At 72.5% G+C, this 16,457-nt stretch carries 16 protein-coding genes; 6 read left to right on the forward strand and 10 right to left on the reverse strand.

The window, feature by feature from the left end:
- Positions 1-29: 29 nt before the first annotated feature.
- The 3 genes from ACQKQD_RS30815 (at position 30) to ACQKQD_RS30825 (ending at position 3,323) form a co-directional block, all read left to right on the forward strand.
- Complete coding sequence (locus tag ACQKQD_RS30815; protein WP_091683006.1) at positions 30-302, forward strand: hypothetical protein; 273 nt, start codon at positions 30-32, stop codon at positions 300-302.
- 233 nt (positions 303-535) lie between these two features.
- Positions 536-1,540: a magnesium transporter CorA family protein gene (locus ACQKQD_RS30820; RefSeq protein ID WP_012320756.1), complete on the forward strand. Its 1,005-nt coding sequence runs from the start codon at positions 536-538 to the stop codon at positions 1,538-1,540.
- Between the two features lie 97 nt (positions 1,541-1,637).
- Positions 1,638-3,323 carry a methyl-accepting chemotaxis protein gene (locus ACQKQD_RS30825; protein ID WP_427510518.1) on the forward strand — a complete coding sequence of 562 codons (1,686 nt, stop codon included), beginning with the start codon at positions 1,638-1,640 and terminating at the stop codon, positions 3,321-3,323.
- A gap of 15 nt (positions 3,324-3,338) precedes the next feature.
- Here ACQKQD_RS30825 and ACQKQD_RS30830 read toward each other — a convergent pair whose 3' ends face one another.
- The 5 genes from ACQKQD_RS30830 to ACQKQD_RS30850 all read right to left on the reverse strand — a co-directional run bounded on the left by ACQKQD_RS30830 (position 3,339) and on the right by ACQKQD_RS30850 (position 9,111).
- A complete protein-coding gene (locus ACQKQD_RS30830) occupies positions 3,339-3,659 on the reverse strand; it encodes a DMT family transporter (protein ID WP_427510519.1) in 321 nt (106 codons plus the stop codon).
- 128 nt (positions 3,660-3,787) lie between these two features.
- Positions 3,788-5,473, reverse strand: coding sequence for a B12-binding domain-containing radical SAM protein (locus ACQKQD_RS30835; protein WP_427510520.1), 1,686 nt, complete (start codon positions 5,471-5,473; stop codon positions 3,788-3,790).
- A gap of 284 nt (positions 5,474-5,757) precedes the next feature.
- Positions 5,758-6,564: an SDR family NAD(P)-dependent oxidoreductase gene (locus ACQKQD_RS30840; RefSeq protein WP_427510526.1), complete on the reverse strand. Its 807-nt coding sequence runs from the start codon at positions 6,562-6,564 to the stop codon at positions 5,758-5,760.
- A 32-nt stretch (positions 6,565-6,596) separates the two neighbouring features.
- The gene (locus ACQKQD_RS30845) at positions 6,597-7,361 is read right to left on the reverse strand and encodes an enoyl-CoA hydratase-related protein (protein WP_100253158.1); all 765 of its coding nucleotides are present in this window, start codon (positions 7,359-7,361) and stop codon (positions 6,597-6,599) included.
- Between the two features lie 10 nt (positions 7,362-7,371).
- Positions 7,372-9,111 (reverse strand): acyl-CoA dehydrogenase, encoded by a 1,740-nt coding sequence (locus ACQKQD_RS30850; RefSeq protein ID WP_100253157.1) that lies wholly within the window; start codon positions 9,109-9,111, stop codon positions 7,372-7,374.
- 137 nt (positions 9,112-9,248) lie between these two features.
- Between ACQKQD_RS30850 and ACQKQD_RS30855 the strand changes: the two genes are divergently transcribed.
- Complete coding sequence (locus ACQKQD_RS30855; protein WP_427510521.1) at positions 9,249-10,247, forward strand: L-threonylcarbamoyladenylate synthase; 999 nt, start codon at positions 9,249-9,251, stop codon at positions 10,245-10,247.
- Positions 10,248-10,380: 133 nt separating this feature from the next.
- Here the strand turns inward: ACQKQD_RS30855 and wrbA are convergent, their stop codons facing one another.
- The gene (gene wrbA / locus ACQKQD_RS30860; RefSeq protein WP_012320764.1) at positions 10,381-10,983 is read right to left on the reverse strand and encodes an NAD(P)H:quinone oxidoreductase; all 603 of its coding nucleotides are present in this window, start codon (positions 10,981-10,983) and stop codon (positions 10,381-10,383) included.
- A gap of 135 nt (positions 10,984-11,118) precedes the next feature.
- On the opposite strand from wrbA, the gene ACQKQD_RS30865 reads away from it, so the two are divergent.
- Positions 11,119-11,991, forward strand: coding sequence for a LysR family transcriptional regulator (locus ACQKQD_RS30865; protein ID WP_427510522.1), 873 nt, complete (start codon positions 11,119-11,121; stop codon positions 11,989-11,991).
- Positions 11,992-11,997: 6 nt separating this feature from the next.
- On the opposite strand, the gene greA is transcribed toward ACQKQD_RS30865, so the two are convergent.
- Positions 11,998-12,471: a transcription elongation factor GreA gene (gene greA / locus ACQKQD_RS30870; RefSeq protein WP_020096234.1), complete on the reverse strand. Its 474-nt coding sequence runs from the start codon at positions 12,469-12,471 to the stop codon at positions 11,998-12,000.
- Positions 12,472-12,600: 129 nt separating this feature from the next.
- Here greA and ACQKQD_RS30875 point away from each other — a divergent pair, with 129 nt between their 5' ends.
- Positions 12,601-13,410, forward strand: a complete 810-nt coding sequence (locus ACQKQD_RS30875; RefSeq protein ID WP_427510523.1) for a class I SAM-dependent methyltransferase — start codon at positions 12,601-12,603, stop codon at positions 13,408-13,410.
- 12 nt (positions 13,411-13,422) lie between these two features.
- On the opposite strand, the gene ACQKQD_RS30880 is transcribed toward ACQKQD_RS30875, so the two are convergent.
- The 3 genes from ACQKQD_RS30880 to ACQKQD_RS30890 form a co-directional block, all read right to left on the reverse strand.
- Positions 13,423-14,409, reverse strand: coding sequence for an MDR family oxidoreductase (locus tag ACQKQD_RS30880; protein WP_427510524.1), 987 nt, complete (start codon positions 14,407-14,409; stop codon positions 13,423-13,425).
- A gap of 73 nt (positions 14,410-14,482) precedes the next feature.
- On the reverse strand, positions 14,483-15,067 hold the full coding sequence (locus tag ACQKQD_RS30885; RefSeq protein WP_427510525.1) for a hypothetical protein: 585 nt from the start codon (positions 15,065-15,067) through the stop codon (positions 14,483-14,485).
- Positions 15,068-15,279: 212 nt separating this feature from the next.
- Positions 15,280-16,377 (reverse strand): cell wall hydrolase, encoded by a 1,098-nt coding sequence (locus tag ACQKQD_RS30890; protein ID WP_427510527.1) that lies wholly within the window; start codon positions 16,375-16,377, stop codon positions 15,280-15,282.
- Between the last annotated feature and the right edge of the window lie 80 nt (positions 16,378-16,457).

Genomic DNA, 16,457 nt, shown 5'->3' on the forward strand with positions numbered 1-16,457 from the left:
CCCGTTCTCCCGGCGACGGGAGACCTTCCATGATCCGCGGATTCCTCGGTACCGCGACGCTCGGTGCGCTGAGCCTCGCCCTCATCACCCCGCTCGCGGCGCAGACGCGAGCGCCCGACCAGACCGGCACGGGCGGCGGCCCGGTCTCGACCATCACGGCGCCGAACACCAACAGCCTCGGCGTCACCAAGCCGCCCGGCACGTCCCTCGGCCCCGGCGAGGTGCCGACCCCGGAGCAGCGGCGGCGCGAGCGCGCTCTGACCGACAAGATCGAAGGCAGCATCTGCGACGGCTGCAACTGAGATCGGGTCGGGGTCGGCCAGGGCGGAACCCGATAACCGGCCTCCGACCCGCCGCATCGTGAACGCGCACACGACGCCCCGCGCGCGTCACCCGCCGAGGGGGATCGCGATGTCACGGAAGCGTCAGAAAACAGCGCCACATCCGCGGCACAGCTTGCATCGACCGTCGCGGTGCCGGATGCGGGCTGCGGCCCCGCGCTGTCCCGTGACCGATCCGCATCCGAGACCCGTACGTGATCTTCATCCACCAGCCCGCCGTCGGCGCCGGAGCCACGCTGCTTGAGCGCCGCGTCATCGATCTCCAGGACACGATCCCCGAGGACACGGTCTGGCTCGATCTGATCCGCCCGAGCCGCGAGGAGGAACTGAAGGTCGAGTCGTTCGCGGGCATCGAGGTGCCGACCCGCGAGGAGATGAAGGACATCGAGCCCTCGGAGCTGCTCTACGTCGAGGACGGCGCCCGTTACATGACCGGCCGGGTGCTCTCGAAGGTCAGCGACGCCGAGGAGCCGGGGCTGGCCGGCATCACCTTCATCCTGCGCGGCAACCGGCTGGTGACGGTGCGCCACGAGGAGCCGCAGGCCTTCCGCATGTACACGCAGCGCGCCGGGCGCTCGATGGGCAACGGCGGCGCCTCGACACCCTCGGGCGAATCGATCCTGGCCGGGCTGATCGAGGCGGTGATCGACCGCGCCGCCGACGTGCTGCAGCTCCAGGGCGAGCGCATCGACCGCCTGTCGGGCAAGATCTTCGAAGTGCAGGAGGACCCCTCCGCCCGCAACACCGCGCTGCAGGACACGCTGCGGGCGCTGGGCCGGCACGGCGATCTCATCTCCAAGCAGCGCGAGAGCCTCGTCTCCATGGAGCGGATCCTGCTCTCGCTGTCGGCGACTTACCGGACCAACAAGGCCCCGCGCGACCTGCGAGAGGACGTGCGCTCGACCCTGCGGGATCTTCAGTCCCTCGAGGAGCACGCCACCTTCCTGTCGACGAAGATCCAGTTCCTGCTCGACGCGACCTTGGGGCTCGTCAACCTGGAGCAGAACAACATCATCAAGCTGTTCTCGGTCATGGCGGTGGTCTTCATGCCGCCGACCCTGATCGCGTCGATCTACGGCATGAATTTTAAGTCCATACCGGAACTAGATTTCGCCTTCGGATATCCGATGGCGCTGATCATGATGGTCGTGGCGGCGGTATTTCCCTACTTCTTCTTCCGGTGGAAGAAGTGGCTCTGACAACAAACGCCGGTATAGAGCCGACAGAATCTTAAGACCTCCACGGGAGCATGGTTGGGCCTGAAGGCGCGGCGCGGCCGCGTAGACGGAACCTCCCATGCGCTTCTCCCTCAAGACGATCCTCGCCGGTGCCATCGGCCTGCTCGCCCTCGCCGCCGTGGGCCAGGGGATCGCCAGCGTCGTGAGCCTGTCGGAGATCGAGCGGAACGCCGCGGCCATCTCGCAGCAGGCCCTACCCGTGCAGAACCAGGCCGAGGCCATCGGGACGGCCGTGCGGGACGCGCGCCTGCGCCTCTACCGCCTCGCGGTGGCCTCGCCCGACGCCGCGGCCCTGGACAAGAACCAGACGGCCCTGACCGACGCCCTCGGCGAGCTGTCCGGCCTCCGGCAAGCCTATCAGGACCGCCTGACGAGCCCGCAGGCCCGGGCGATCTACGAGCGCTTCACCAACGCGTGGAACGCCTACCAGAACATCCAGCTGCAGGTGGTCGAGCTGATGATCGCGGGCGACCAGCCGGGCGCCCTCGCACTCGTGCTGGATCCCGCGACGGGGGCGCAGAACGACGCCGCGGTGGCCAGCCTGACCGAGTCGATCGCGGCGGCGCGGGGCCAGACCGAGGCCAACGTCACCCAGACCGTGCAGGCGGCGACGCGGGCCAAGCTGATCGCGCTGCTCGCCACGGTGGTCGGCCTCGCGGTCGCGGCGGCCGCGATGCTGTTCGCCCTGTTCGGGATCGCGCGCCCCATCGAGCGCATGACCGGCGCGATGGGCCGCCTCGCCGAGGGCGACGAGACCGTGCCGGTCCCGCATACGGGGCGCCGCGACGAGATCGGCGCGATGGCGGCGGCCGTGCAGGTCTTCAAGGACAACCTGATCCACACCCGTGCCCTGGAGCGGGAGACCGCCCTGGCGCGGGACGGCGCCGAGGCGCAGCGCCGGCGCGCGGTCCACGCCATGGCCGAGTCCTTCGAGGCCGCGGTCGGCGGCGTGCTGGCCCGGGTGGCGGACGCCGCCCTCGGCCTGCGGGCCGACGCCGAGGCGATGAGCGGCACGGCCACGCACACCGCGGAGCGCTCAGCCACGGTGGCGTGCGCCGCCCAGGAGGCCGCCCAGCATGTCGGCACGGTCGCGGCGGCCGCGGAGGAACTCGGCGCCTCGGTGCAGGAGATCGGCCGCCAGGTCGACGGGTCCGCCGAACTCGCCCGGAGCGCGGTGGTCCAGGCCGGCGACACGGCCGGCCTCGTGCAGGAACTGAGCACCGCCGCGGGCCGGATCGGCGACGTCGTGCGCCTCATCACCGACATCGCCGGCCAGACGAACCTGCTGGCGCTGAACGCCACGATCGAGGCGGCCCGCGCCGGCGATGCGGGGCGCGGTTTCGCGGTGGTCGCCAGCGAGGTGAAGCAGCTCGCCGCCCAGACCGCCCGGGCCACCGAGGAGATCGCCGGTCAGGTCGGCCGTATCCAGGGCGCGACTGGGCAGACCGTGGACGCGATCGACGGGATCACGGCGCGCATCCGCGAGATCGACGGGGTGGCGACCTCGATCGCGGCCGCCGTCGAGCAGCAGGGCGCGGCGACCCGGGAGATCGCCCGGAACGTGGCCGAGGCGGCGTCCGGGACCGGCGCGGTCACCGGGACGATCGACGCGGTGGCGCGGGCGGCCGACGACACGGGCACGGCCGCCACGCGGATGCTGGCCTCGGCGTCGAGTCTCTCGGAGGAGGCCGCCGAGCTGCGCCGGGAGATCGACGCCTTCCTGCACACCGTGCGCGCGGCCTGAGGCTCGGCCTCAGGCTCAGCCGGGGCTCGACAGCTTCATCAGGACGAGCCCGGAGCCGATCAGGCCGGCCGCGAAGATCCGGCTGGCGCTCGCCTGCTCCCCCAGCACGGCGATGCCGACCAGGAAGGCGCCGACCGCGCCGATTCCGGTCCAGATCGTGTAGGCGGTGCCCAGGGGCAGCGTGCGCATGGCCAGCGCTAGGAAGCCGACGCTGCCGGCCATCGACACGGCCATGATGGCGGTCGGCCAGAGGCGCGTGAAGCCCTCCGACTGCTTCATCGCGAAGGCCCAGACGACCTCCAGCACGCCCGCGGTGACGAGATAGATCCAGGCCACGGCGGCCCTCCCGAAAGGGCCGGGCCGTCCCGGACTTGTGCCCCGCGTGGCGGGGGGAGGACGTGGCCTCGCGGCGGGTCAGCTAGCGATGATCGGCCGAGCCCGCAAGCGCAGCGGCCGCGGATCCCTCAGGCCACCGCGGCGAGGTGCTTGACCTCGGCCTTGGCCACCACCTTGCCGACCGGCGGCGCCTTGCAGATCTCCGCCTCGGGCGCCAGGACCGGCGGCTGCACCCAGCGGCCGGCATCGAGGTCGGCGATCCGGCCGTTGATCTCGCGGATGACGTAGCGCGAGAACGGGTAGACGTGGAGGTAGATCACCATGTTGGTGACCACGGCCTCCAGGGCGGCCGGGTTGCGGCGGGCGGTCTCCAGGAACACGCTCCAGAAGTGCTTGGCGAGTTCCGGACGCCGCACGGTCATCCGCCAGCACACCCGCAGCAGCGAGTAGAGATCGTGGGCGATGTGGCCCCAGTTGAGCTTCTGGGCGGCGAATTTCGGCCGCTTCACCCGCCGGGCGACCACCCGGACCCGGTCGAAGAAGTTCGGCGGGTCGTAGATCTCCTGGAGGACGTCGCGGTAGTCGGCCAGCACGTCGCGCTGCGGCCGCAGGGTCACGAAGTTGATGCCCTGCGTGCACTGGTCGCCCTGGTCGGCGGTGGTCGCCGCGTAGTTCTCGTAGAGGCGGCCTTCCTTGCGCAGGCGGCGCGAGAGCTGCGTGTTCGGCAGCGCGAAGAGCAGGCCGACCATGGCGATCGGGATGCCGGTCTGGCCGATGCACAGCGACATCGCCTTGCTGATGCTGTCCTTCTCGGTGTCGAAGCCGACGATGAAGCCGGCCGTGACGAACATGCCGTGCTCGTAGAGCTTGTGAACGCTGTCGGCGATGGACCGCTTGGTGTTCTGCTTCTTCTGGGTCTGGATCAGCGTCGCCTCGTCGGGCGTCTCGATCCCGGTGAACAGGGCGAAGAAGTTCGCGTCCCGCATCATCCCGAGCAGCTCGTCGTCGTCCGCGAGGTTCAGCGAGGCCTCGGTGGAGAACTTGAACGGGTAGCCGTGCGCCTCCTGCCACTGGATCAGGTGCGGCAGGAACAGTTTGATCGCCCTCTTGTTGCCGATCAGGTTGTCGTCGACGAAGTCGACATGGCCGCGGTAGCCGAGGCCGTAGAGCCGGTCGAGCTCGGCCAGCATCTGCGGCGTGGTCTTGGTCCGCGGGGCGCGGCCGTAGAGCTCGATGATGTCGCAGAACTCGCAGGTGAACGGGCAGCCGCGCGAGAACTGGACGCCGATGTAGAGGTAGTGGCTGAAGGTCAGCAGGTCGAAGCGCGGGATCGGGCTCTTGGTGACGTCGGCCTTGAACTTCTCGGCCGTGAGCCGGCCGCGGCGCTCGCCGGCCTCCCAGGCGGCCACGAACTTGTCGAGAATGCCCTCGGCCTCGCCCAGCACCAGGAAGTCGGCCTTGTCGTAGACCTCCGGCGTCGAGGTCGGGGCCGGGCCGCCGACGCAGACCGGGGTTCCGAGCGCCACGCAGCGGTCGATGACCACGAGGCAGTCCGGCTCCTGGGGCAGCATGCCGCCGGTCATCACGAGGTCGGCGGCCTGGATCTGCGCGTCCGTCAGTTCCTCGCAGTTGCGATTGACCAGCGTCACCTGCCAGGCCGGCGGCAGCATCGCGGCCAGCGTGATGAGGCCCAGCGGCGGCGCCGGCGCGCGGGCGCCCTGCAGCTCCATGGCCTCTTTGAAGTTCCACATCGAGTTTTCGTAGAACTTCGGGAACACCATCAGCACGCGCGGGGCCGTGTTCGCTTCCGACATGCCAGTTTCCCTCGTTCACACGCACGGTCCCGGCCCGACCGGAGATCGGGGCGGGTACAGGATCGCTCCCCTGACCTGCGGGCGAATTAAGGCCGTTTTTCGCTCCCGCAGCAATCGGAGCCGCCGATCCCGACAGGACGCGCGTCCGGGCCCCGCGAATCAACCCCGCCGACAGGTCCCGGGGCGAATCCGGCCCGTTTGCCGCGGGGCTGCGCCATTCGGGCGACAGGTCCCGCCAAAACCGTCCCGGCCCGTCCCGGCCCGTCCCGGCCCGTCACGGCCTGTCACGGCCCGACGCGGAACCGCTCCGGCCGCGTCCCGTCGGCGTCGGTGAAGCCGTAGATCCGCGCGAGGTCGCCGGCATGCAGCACGGCGCCCGCCCGGGCGGCGATGTCGGGGTCGGCGGCGAGCGCCGCGAGCGCCCGGCCGGCGTAGAGCGGGCTCTCGGTGGCGTGCTGCTCCTGGCCGAGATCGCGCGCCCGCTCGGTGGCGACGAAGCCCGGCGAGAGGCCGAGAGCGGTGACGCCGTGGGGCGCGAGTTCCCGGGCGAAGGCCAGGGTCAGCCGGTTGGTCGCGGCCTTGGCGGAATCGTAGAACACGTCGCCGAGGTAATCCTCGGTCCCGAAGGAGACGAGCGCCAGCAGCCCGGCCCGCGCCGCCACCATGGCGGGGGCGACCGCCCGGGCGAGCAGAAGGGCCGGCAGCGGCCCGGCCTCGAGGAGGCCGATGTACGGCTCCGCCGAGCGGCGCCAGAACGGCGTGCCCCAGCCGGCCCCGTCCGGGTAGCGCTCGCCGTCGTAGCCCTCGTTGCCGCTCCACACGCTGCAGGCCGCGACGTCGATGCGCCCGAACCGGCGCAGAGCCCAGTGCACCAGCGCGTCGGTGGCGCGCTCGGAGCGGTGGTCGCAGAGGTAGTGGTGACCGCGGCCGCCGGCGGCGTCGACCGCGCGGGCCGTATCCTCGATCGCCTCCGCGCGCATCTCGGTGCGCGGGCCGGTCTCGCTGGAGCGGGCCGTGACGATCACCGTGGCCCCCGCCTCTCCCAGCGCCCGGGCGAGCCCCCGGCCGACGCCCCGCGACGCGCCCGCCACGAGGCAGATCTTCTGGGAGAGGTCGGGCGCGCTCACGCCGAGGCGGGCTTGGCGCGGTTGAGGAAGGCGGCGAGCCGCTCCTGGGATTCGGGCGAGCGCAGCTGCGCGTCGAAGGCTCGGGCCTCCGCCTCCAGGGCCGCCTCGACCTGCGCCTGGTCGCCCCGGATCAGCGCCCGGGAAGCCGTCAGCGCCCCGCGCGGCAGGGCGGCGAGGCGCGCCGCCTGCGCGATGGCCTGCTCGACCAGCATGTCGGCGGGCAGCACCGCGTTGACGAGGCCGAGCGCCTGCGCCTCGTCGGCCTCCAGCGGCCGGGACAGGAGCAGCAGCTCGGTCGCCCGGAGCCGGCCGACCCGCAGGGGCAGCAGGTAGCTCGACGCCGCCTCCGGCACGAGGCCGAGCTCGACGAAGGGCATGCGCAGGCGCGCCGCCGGGCTCGCGTAGACGAGGTCGCAGTGCAGGCAGAGGGTCGCGCCGATGCCGACCGCGATCCCGTCGACCGCCGCCACCATCGGGGTGCGGGTCCGGGCGAGCTGGCGGATGAAGGCCAGCGCCGGCGAGGAACTGAATCCATCACCGGCATGCCCCATGAAATCGGCGAGGTCGTTACCGGCGCTGAACATGCCGGGCTGCCCGGCGAAGACCACGGCGCCGACCGCGTCCGACGCGTCGGCCTCCGTCAGGCCCGCGCGCATCGCGTCGTACATGGCGCCCGTGAGGGCGTTCTTCTTCTCGGGGCGGTTCAGGGTGATCAGGCGGACGCCGCCCGCGAGGTCGTCGATCGTGACGGGTTCGGCCATGATCCGCTCCTCAAACCGCCAGCGCCAGGGCGGCGTCGTCCGTGAAGGCGCCGCCCTCGACCACCGCCTGCTCCAGGCCGGAGGCGGCCACCAGGAGGTTCTCGGCGTAGAACCGGGCGAGGGCGATGCGGGCCGCGTGCGCCGGGTCCGTCTCGCCGGCCTTCCGGGCGGCGCTCGCGGCGAGCGCCGCCCGGGCGAGGCAGGCGGCGCCCAGCGTCAGGCCGAACAGGCGCAGGTACGGCGTCGCGCCGGCGAGCGCCGCCTCGGGGCGGTTCGAGCTCAGCGCGGCGAGCTGGTGGCTCGTCGCCCGGTCGAGGCTGCCGATCCCGTCGCGCAGCCGCGCCGCCATGTGGCCGAAGGCGGGGTCGCCGGCCTTGAGCAGCCCCTCCGCGGCCCGGCGCATCCAGGCGATCTGCGACTGCGCGGTGCCCCCGCCGTTCAGCGGCAGCTTGCGGGCGGTGAGGTCGATGGCCTGGATGCCGTTGGTCCCCTCGTAGATGCCGAGGATGCGGGCGTCGCGCATGAGCTGCGCCGCGCCGGTCTCCTCCACGAAGCCCATGCCGCCGTGGACCTGCACGCCGAGCGAGGTCACCTCGTTGGCGAGGTCCGTCGCGAACGCCTTCGCGACCGGGGTCAGCAGCGAGGCGCGGTCCAGGGCCGCCTGCCCCTCCGGCCCCTTCGACGCGTCGAGGGCCGCGGCGGTGAGGTAGCAGATGGCGCGGGCGGCGGCCGTCGAGGCCTTCATGGTGAGCAGCATGCGCTGCACGTCCGGATGGGCGGCGATCGGGCTGGTCGCCTCGGCGGCGCCCACCGCCTTGCCCTGGCGGCGCTCCTGCGCGTAGGCGAGCGCCCGCTGGGTCGCGGCCTCGGCGATTCCGACGCCCTGCAGGCCGACATTGAGCCGCGCCGCGTTCATCATCGTGAACATGCAGGCCAGCCCCTTGTTCTCCTGGCCGATCAGCCAGCCGGTGGCGCCGCCGCCGTCGCCGAACGCCATCGAGCAGGTCGGCGAGGCGTGGATGCCGAGCTTGTGCTCGATGCCGGAGCAGCGCAGGTCGTTGCGGGTGCCGTCCGGCAGCACCTTCGGCACCAGGAACAGGGAGATGCCCCGCGTGCCGGCGGGCGCGTCGGGCAGCCGGGCCAGGACGAGGTGAACGATGTTGTCGGCGAGGTCGTGCTCGCCGTAGGTGATGTAGATCTTGTTGCCGGTGATCCGGTAGGTGCCGTCGCCCGCCGGCACGGCCCGGGTGCGCAGCAGGGCGAGGTCGGAGCCCGCCTGCGGCTCGGTCAGGTTCATGGTGGCGGGCCACGCGCCCGAGACCAGCTTCTCGAGGTAGCGCGCCTTCAGGTCGTCCGAGCCGTGGGCCGCGAGCGCCTCGATGCCGCCCTGGGTCAGGAGCGGGCAGAGGCCGAAGGCGAGGTTGGCGCCGTTCCACATCTCGGTGCAGGCGGCCTCGATCAGCTTCGGCAGGCCCTGCCCGCCGTGGTCGGCCTCGGCCGAGAGCCCGTTCCAGCCGCCCTCCGTGAAGGTGCGGTAGGCCTCGCGCCAGCCGGGCGGCGTGGTGACCTCCCCGTCCGCGAAGGGAGTGCCGTGCCGGTCGCCGACCCGGTTGAGCGGCGCGATCACGCCGGCTGCGATCCGCCCGGCCTCGGTCAGGATCGCCTCGGCATCGTCGGGATCGACCGCGTCGAGCCCGGCCACGTGCCGCAGCGTGAAGAGCATCTCGGGGACCGGGGCGCGGTAACTCATACGATCCTCCCGTGTGGCGGCCCGCCCGCGCGTTCGATCCGGGGCGGGTTTGACCGCGCCCGCGCACCGGCGCTAGGGCGGGGCGAGGATAGGCGCGCGGGGCTCGCACCGCCATGACCTCGGAGACGGCTTCCCGCATGAACGATCCCGGGTCAACGGTCCCGGCCGCGACCCGGCGGCTCCCCGCCGACGCGGCCGGCCTCGCCGAGGCCGCCGCGCTCCTGCGGGCGGGCTGCCTCGTCGCCTTCCCCACCGAGACCGTCTACGGGCTCGGGGCGGACGCCACCGACCCCGCCGCGGTGACGGGCATCTTCGCCGCCAAGGCGCGGCCGCACTTCAACCCGCTGATCTCGCACCTGCCCGACGCGGCGGCGGCCCTGGCGGAGGGGGTCTTCGACGCGCAGGCACGCCGCCTCGCGGAGACCTTCTGGCCCGGCCCCCTCACCCTGGTGGTCCCGGCGCACGCGGGCACGCGGGTCTGCGACCTCGCCCGCGCCGGCCTGCCGAGCCTCGCCCTGCGGGTTCCGGCGCACCCGCTCGCGCGCGCGCTCCTCGCCGAGGTCGGGCGGCCGGTCGCGGCGCCCTCGGCCAACCGCTCAGGGCGGGTGAGCCCGACCCGGGCCGCCCACGTCCTCGACGATCTCGCCGGCCGCATCGCCGCGGTGCTCGACGGCGGCGACACGCCGGTGGGCGTCGAGTCGACGGTGGTGGCCTGCCTCGGCGGCACGCCGCGGCTGCTGCGGCCCGGCGGCGTCACCCGGGCGGCGCTCCGGGCGGTGCTCGGCATCGATCCGGCGGCGCCCGCGGCGGCGGATGCCGACCGGCCGGCGGGCCCGGGCATGCTCGCCTCGCACTACGCGCCGCGGGCGCGGGTCCGCCTCGACGCGGTGCGGGTCGAGCCCGGCGAGGCGGTCCTGCTGTTCGGATCCCGCCTTCCGGCCGGTCACGAGACCGCGCGGGCCAGTCTCAACCTGAGTCCGGCGGGCGACCCCGCGGAGGCCGCTGCCCGGCTGTTCGGCGCCCTGCGCGACCTCGACGCCTCGGGGGCCGAGACCATCGCGGTGGCGCCCATTCCCGCGGAGGGCCTCGGCGAGGCGATCCGCGACCGCCTCGCCCGGGCGGCCGCGCCCCGCTGACGGCGGAGAATTTTTCGCCGGCAGCGGAACAGAGTTCGGCCTGATCCGTTTACTGATCACGAAGGCCTTCTCAGCCCCCAATGGCCTTTTTCCTTCCAGGCTCGGAGCAATCCGAGCCTTTTTTCTTGGCTTCTCAGTCTCGGGCCAGCTTGGCGGCAATGCCCGCCACGTGGCGGCCCTGGAACCGCGCGCCCTCCAGCTCGACGGCGCTCGGCTGGCGGGAGCCGTCGCCGTCCGCGATCGTGCTGGCGCCGTAGGGCGTGTTGCCCTTCACCGCCTCGACGCCCGCCTGCCCCTGGAAGCTGTAGGGCAGGCCGACCACCACCATGCCGTGATGGAACAGCACCGTGTGGAAGCTCGTCAGCGTCGTCTCCTGGCCGCCGTGCTGCGAGGCCGTGGAGGTGAAGACCGAGCCGACCTTGCCGACCAGCGCGCCCTTCATCCAGAGCCCGCCGGTCTGGTCGATGAACTGCTTCATCTGCGAGGCCATGTTGCCGTAGCGGGTCGGCGTGCCGAAGATGATCGCGTCGTAATCGGCGAGTTCGGCGACCGTCGCGACCGGCGCCGCCTGATCGAGCTTGAAATGGTTCTGCCGGGCGACCTCCTCCGGGACCAGCTCCGGCACGCGCTTCACGACGACCTCGGCCCCCGTCTCGCGGGCGCCCTCGGCGACGGCGTAGGCCATCTGCTCCACGTGACCGTAGGTCGAGTAGTACAGCACCAGAACCTTCGCCATCGGGTGATCTCTCCTGCGTGTCGGACGTCCGGCCGAATCGTCGGCCGGCGGAAGGCCACTCCATCGCGCATTTGCCGCCTTGCAAGAATGCCCCGACGTGCAAGATTGATCTTGCACAGACGCAAGGATCCGCGCGTGGCGCTCGACTGGGACGACTTCCGGTTCGCGAAGACCGTGGCCGATCGGGGCGGCCTGACCGCGGCGGCGACCGAGCTCGGGATCAACCACTCGACGGCGTTCCGGCGCCTCGCCGCCCTGGAGGCGCGGCTCGGCACGCGCCTGTTCGAGCGGCTGCGCACGGGCTATGTGCCGACCGCCGCCGGGCAGGCGATGATCGACGCGGCCGGACGGATCGAAGCGGACGTGACGCGCTTCGCCCGCGTGGTGGCGGGACAGGGCGAGACACCCTCCGGCGAGCTGCGGGTGACCGCGCCGGCCGGCTTCGCCGCCGACCTGCTGATGCCGATGCTGGCGAGCTTCGCCGAGCGCTATCCGGAGATTCGGATCGACCTCATCCTCGCGGAGGCGACGCTCAACCTCTCGCGCCGGGACGCCGACGTGGCGATCCGGATCAGCCGCGAGCCGAGTGAGACCCTGGTCGGCCGCCGCCTCGCCCTCACGGCTTGGGGAGTCTACGGCCGCGCCGACTGCGCCTACGGTGATCTGGCCCGCGAGGCGTGGATCAGTCCGGGGCCGCTGGTGGCGGGCGGCTCGCTCACGCGGTTCGTGGAGGCGCGGGCCCCCTCCGACCGCGTCCGCCTGCGGGTCAACGCGGTGATCGGTCTCGAAGCGGCGGTCGAGGCCGGCCTCGGCATCGGTCCGCTTCCCTGCTTCACGGCCGACCTCAATCCGGCGCTGCGACGGCTGTCAGGGCCGCACCCGGAACTCGGGGCGGACCTCTGGATCCTGACGCATCCGGACTTGCGCCACGCGGCGCGAGTCCGGGCCTTCATGGAGCACGTCGCCGAGGCGCTGCTGCCGCTGCGGGCCCGGTTCGAGGGCCGTTGACCCGCCTCAGCGAATCTCGACGACCTCGACCTCGTGGCCGTTCACCTCGACCACGTCGCCGATCGTCTTGCCCGTGATGGCGCGGGCGAGCGGTGCCACGTACGAGATCGAGCCCTTGTGCGGGTCGGCCTCGTCCTCGCCGACGATCCGGAAGGTCTGCCGGGTCTCCTTGCCGGATTCGTCCTCGCGGACCACCGTGACGGTGGAGCCGAACTGCACGGTGTCGCCGCCCCTGGGCTCCACGAGCTGCGCGGTGTTCTTCCGGGCCGCCCAGTAGCGCAGGTCGCGCCCGATGCGGGAATCCTCCGCCTTGTCGGCGGGGTCCAGCGAGGCGACCTCCTTCTCGAGACGCGCGACCTCGGCCTCGATCTGCGCAAGCCCCTCCGGCGTGACGAAGTTCGTGTGCGGCGAGATCGGCCGGTCCGGCAGATTCTCGAACGCTTCCCCACCCTCGGGCTCTTTGACGAATGCGACGCTCATGAAGACGCCAACACGCGAGGTACGGCAAAGGTTCCCGCGCGACGGCGGTTCGGCCGGCCCGGCGTTTTCGCCGTGGCGCGACACGGGCACCGCTCGCTAGACTCTCCGGCGATTCACCCGGAGCCGTCGATGTCGTCCCTGTCCGCCGCCGAGGCCGTCGCCGCCAACCGCCAGGCCTGGGATGCCTCCGCGCCGCTGCACCGGAGCGACCCGTCTTGGGACCGGCTGACGCAGAACTTCGCGCGGGATCCCGGCTTCTCCTGCTTCGACCCGCCGATGGAGGCGGCCCTGCGGGCGATCGGGCTCGCCGGGACCTCCGTCGCGCAGCTCTGCTGCAACAACGGGCGGGAGACGGTGTCGCTGATGAATCTGGGCGCCCGGTCGGCGACCGGGTTCGACCAGTCGGAGGCGTTCCTCGCCCAGGCCAGGGACCTCGCCGGAATCGCCGGGCGCGACTGCCGCTTCGTCGCGGGCGACGTGCACGCGATCGACGCGGAGCACGACGGTGCCTACGACCTCGCGGTGATCACCATCGGCGTGCTGGGCTGGATGCCCGACCTGCCGCGCTTCCTCGCCGTGGCGGCGCGCCTCCTGCACCCGGGCGGCCGGATCCTCATCCACGAGGAGCACCCCGTCGTGAACATGTTCGAGCCGCGGGCGGAGCAGCCGCTCCTGGTCCGGCACTCCTATTTCCGCACGGCGCCGTTCGTGGGCGAGGACGCCATCGTGTACGGCGACGGGCCGGCCCCGCGGGTCGGACCGCATTACTGGTTCGCCCATCCCGTCGGGATGCTGATCGAGAGCCTGATCGGTGCCGGCCTCGCGATCGAGCGGTTCGGGGAGTTTCCGGACAACATCAGCAGCACGGCCTGCGACGTGCTCGCTGCCGACCGGCTCCTGCCGATGAGCTACCTGCTCCAGGCCCGGAAAGCCGCCTGACGGGCGCCGGACCTACGCCACCGTCACGACGGTCCGGCCTCGGACCTTGCCGGCCAGGATCTCCTCGCCGAGCCGGCCGACCTCCTCCAGGCGGACCGTGCTCGTCATGGCGGCGAGCTTGGCCAGGTCGAGCTCCCGGGCGAGGCGCGCCCAGGCCTCGCGGCGTTTCTTCTGCGGGGTGGTGACGCTGTTGATGCCGAGCAGCGAGACGCCGCGGAGGATGAAGGGCGCCACCGAGGTCGGCAGGTCCATGCCCTGCGCCAGCCCGCAGGCCGCGACGGCGCCGTCCGCCCGGGTCATGGCGAGCACGTTGGCGAGGGTCGTGGAGCCGACGGCGTCGACGCCGGCGGCCCAGCGCTCCTTGCTCAGCGGCTTGCCGGGCTTCGACAGTTCGGCCCGGTCGAGGATCTCGGCGGCCCCGAGCCCCTTCAGGTAATCGGACTCGCCGTCCCGGCCCGTGGAGGCGATCACGTGCCAGCCGGCCCGGGCGAGGAGCGCCACCGCCACCGAGCCGACGCCGCCCGAGGCGCCGGTGACGATGACCGGACCGTGCTCGGGCTTCACGCCGTAGGCGTCGAGCGCCATGCAGCACAGCATCGCCGTGTAGCCGGCGGTGCCGACCGCCATGGCCTGCTCGGCCGTGAGGCCCTGGGGCAGCGGAACCAGCCAGTCGCCCCGGACCCGGGCGCGCTGCGCGTAGGCGCCGAGATGCGTCTCGCCGACGCCCCAGCCGGTGAGCACGACCGCGTCGCCCGGCCGGTACTCCGGGTGGTCCGAGGTCTCGACGATCCCGGAGAAGTCGATGCCCGGGATCATCGGGAAGCGGCGCACCACCGGCGACTTGCCGGTGAGCGCGAGGCCGTCCTTGTAGTTCAGGGTCGAGTGCGTCACCCGCACGGTGACGTCGCCGTCCATCAGGTCGGCGTCGTCGAAGTCCGTGAAGGCGAGGCTCTGGCCGGCCTCGTTCTTCTCGACCACCCAGGCCTTGAACGTCCCCATCGTCACCTCCCGCTTCGCGCGGTGAGGTGTGGCCGGGACGCCCGGAATCAAGACGGGCGCGGTCGTGACCGGCTCAGTATCCCTCGTACCGGCTGCCCGTGTAGAAGCCGAGACCGACGCCGATATCCGAGGAACTGGCCCCGGTGATGCCGAGGGCGTCGGGGATCGAGCCGACGAGCGGGCCGCCATAGGCGGCGGGCCGGTAGCCGTACCCCGCGCCGACCGGCACCCAGCCGGCCCGAGCGGGCGCCACGAGGACGCGGCGGCTGACGCTGGCGTATTCCGGCGGGATCGTCTCGGGGATCGACTGCGCCGGGCGGACCAGCACGGTCCGGGTGCGCACCGCGAAGCGCGGCGGCGTCGTCACCCAGCAGCCGATCAGCTCGCCGCCGGGGCCGCGGCTCGTCTGCCAGTAGCGGCCGCCGGGCGAGACCATCACACGCTCCGAAACCGTGTCGTAGACCGGCGGCGTGGTCCGGTAGACCGTGCGGGGCGGGCGCACCAGCACGTTCTCCTGCACGGTGTCGTAGACCGGCGGCGTGACGACGCGGCGATAGCATTCGGAGCCGTAGCAGCCGCCGGCCTGGGCGGGTGCGGCGAGGAGCACGCCGCCGAGGGCGGCGGCGAGGAGAGCGGTGCGAGCGACCGGCGCGGTCATGGAAGTCCTCTGATACGCATTACTACGAGACGCGGCGCGGACGCGGCGCTCGTCTCGACGTACCAGAGGCCAGACTCGTTGCCCGGCGCGCAAGCATTATCGGGAACGAAGGTAAAATTAACCCTTGGTTTCGACTGCTTAGGCGTCGCCTACCTAGGTAGCATTGTTCGGATCTTGGACAGTCTCTCTTATGAAGTCCGGTCCGGCCCGGTTCAGGTCTGGCCGGCCCGAAGCTGGTAGAAGATGTGCCGGCCGATCACGTCCATCTTCCGCAGGCGGCGGGCCCAGCCCGGGCGCACGTAGTCGGCGTGGTAGTGGGTCGCGGCGCCGACCTCGGCGAGGTAGGTCCGGCCCTCGATCACCGAGCGGGCGATGCGGGTGGCGCTCTCCCAGGCGCCGGCATCGGTGATGCGCAGGGACTTGCCCTCGCAGGCGAAGGAGAACTGGCAGCCCATGTAGTGGTGCCGGTTCTGGTAGACGACACCGCAGACGCTCGCCGGGTAGAGGCCGCTCTTCACGCGGTTGAGCACCACCTGGGCGACGGCGGCCTGGCCGGCCTCGGGCTCGCTCCGGGCCTCGAAATAGACCGCCTCGGAGAGGCAGCGCTGCTCCTTGTCGAGGGCGTTCGGGTCGATCAGGTCGGCGTAGCGCCGGCGCGCGTCCTCGGGCACCGGCTGGGCGCTGTCGGGCCGGTCGGTGCGGATCGCGAAATCGGGGAGCGCGAGGCTCGCTGCGGCGATCTCGACGGGGATGGCGTCGGCGGGCGCCGGCGTCGTGGAGGACAGCGCGATGGCCCGCGGCACCGGCGGGGTCGAGCCGTCGAAGCGCTCGGGGCCGCCATCCTCGGTGAGGTCGGCCGTCCCCGCGCCCGTGGAGGCGGCGGTGCCGCTGCCGGTGGTGAGGCCGAGATCCGGCACGGGGACGAAGGCGGCTTCCGGCTCGGATTCCGGGTTCCAGATCGCGGAGCCCTGCGTCAGCACGCCGGTGACGCTGCCGGTAACGTCGCCGAACACCAGGGCGCCGCCCGCCTCGCGCAGGTTCGCGGCCCGGCGCGCGAAGCTCTCGGCCGGCGGCCGGGCGGGGTCGCCCTTGCCGGCCCGCTGCACGACCGGGAAAACGTGCGCGCCGGTCTTGAAGGTCGCCTGGGGCGGCTCGTCGCCGAGGCGGCGGAGGGTCGTCCCGATCAGCAGGGTGCCGGGCGGCAGCGGCGGGACCGTGTCGGCATCGATCACCCCGAGCCGGCTCGCCCCGATGGCGTTCTCCGTGCCGGCATCGGCGGTGAACGACACCAGCAGGCCCAGACCGACCATCCAGGGCGTCAGGGCCGCCGAGAGCCAGCGCAGGCTCGATTCCCGTCCTCGTCTCGTGCCCACGACGCCAGACCCGCACT

The organism is Methylobacterium sp. NPDC080182, assembly GCF_050281105.1.
GTDB lineage: Bacteria > Pseudomonadota > Alphaproteobacteria > Rhizobiales > Beijerinckiaceae > Methylobacterium.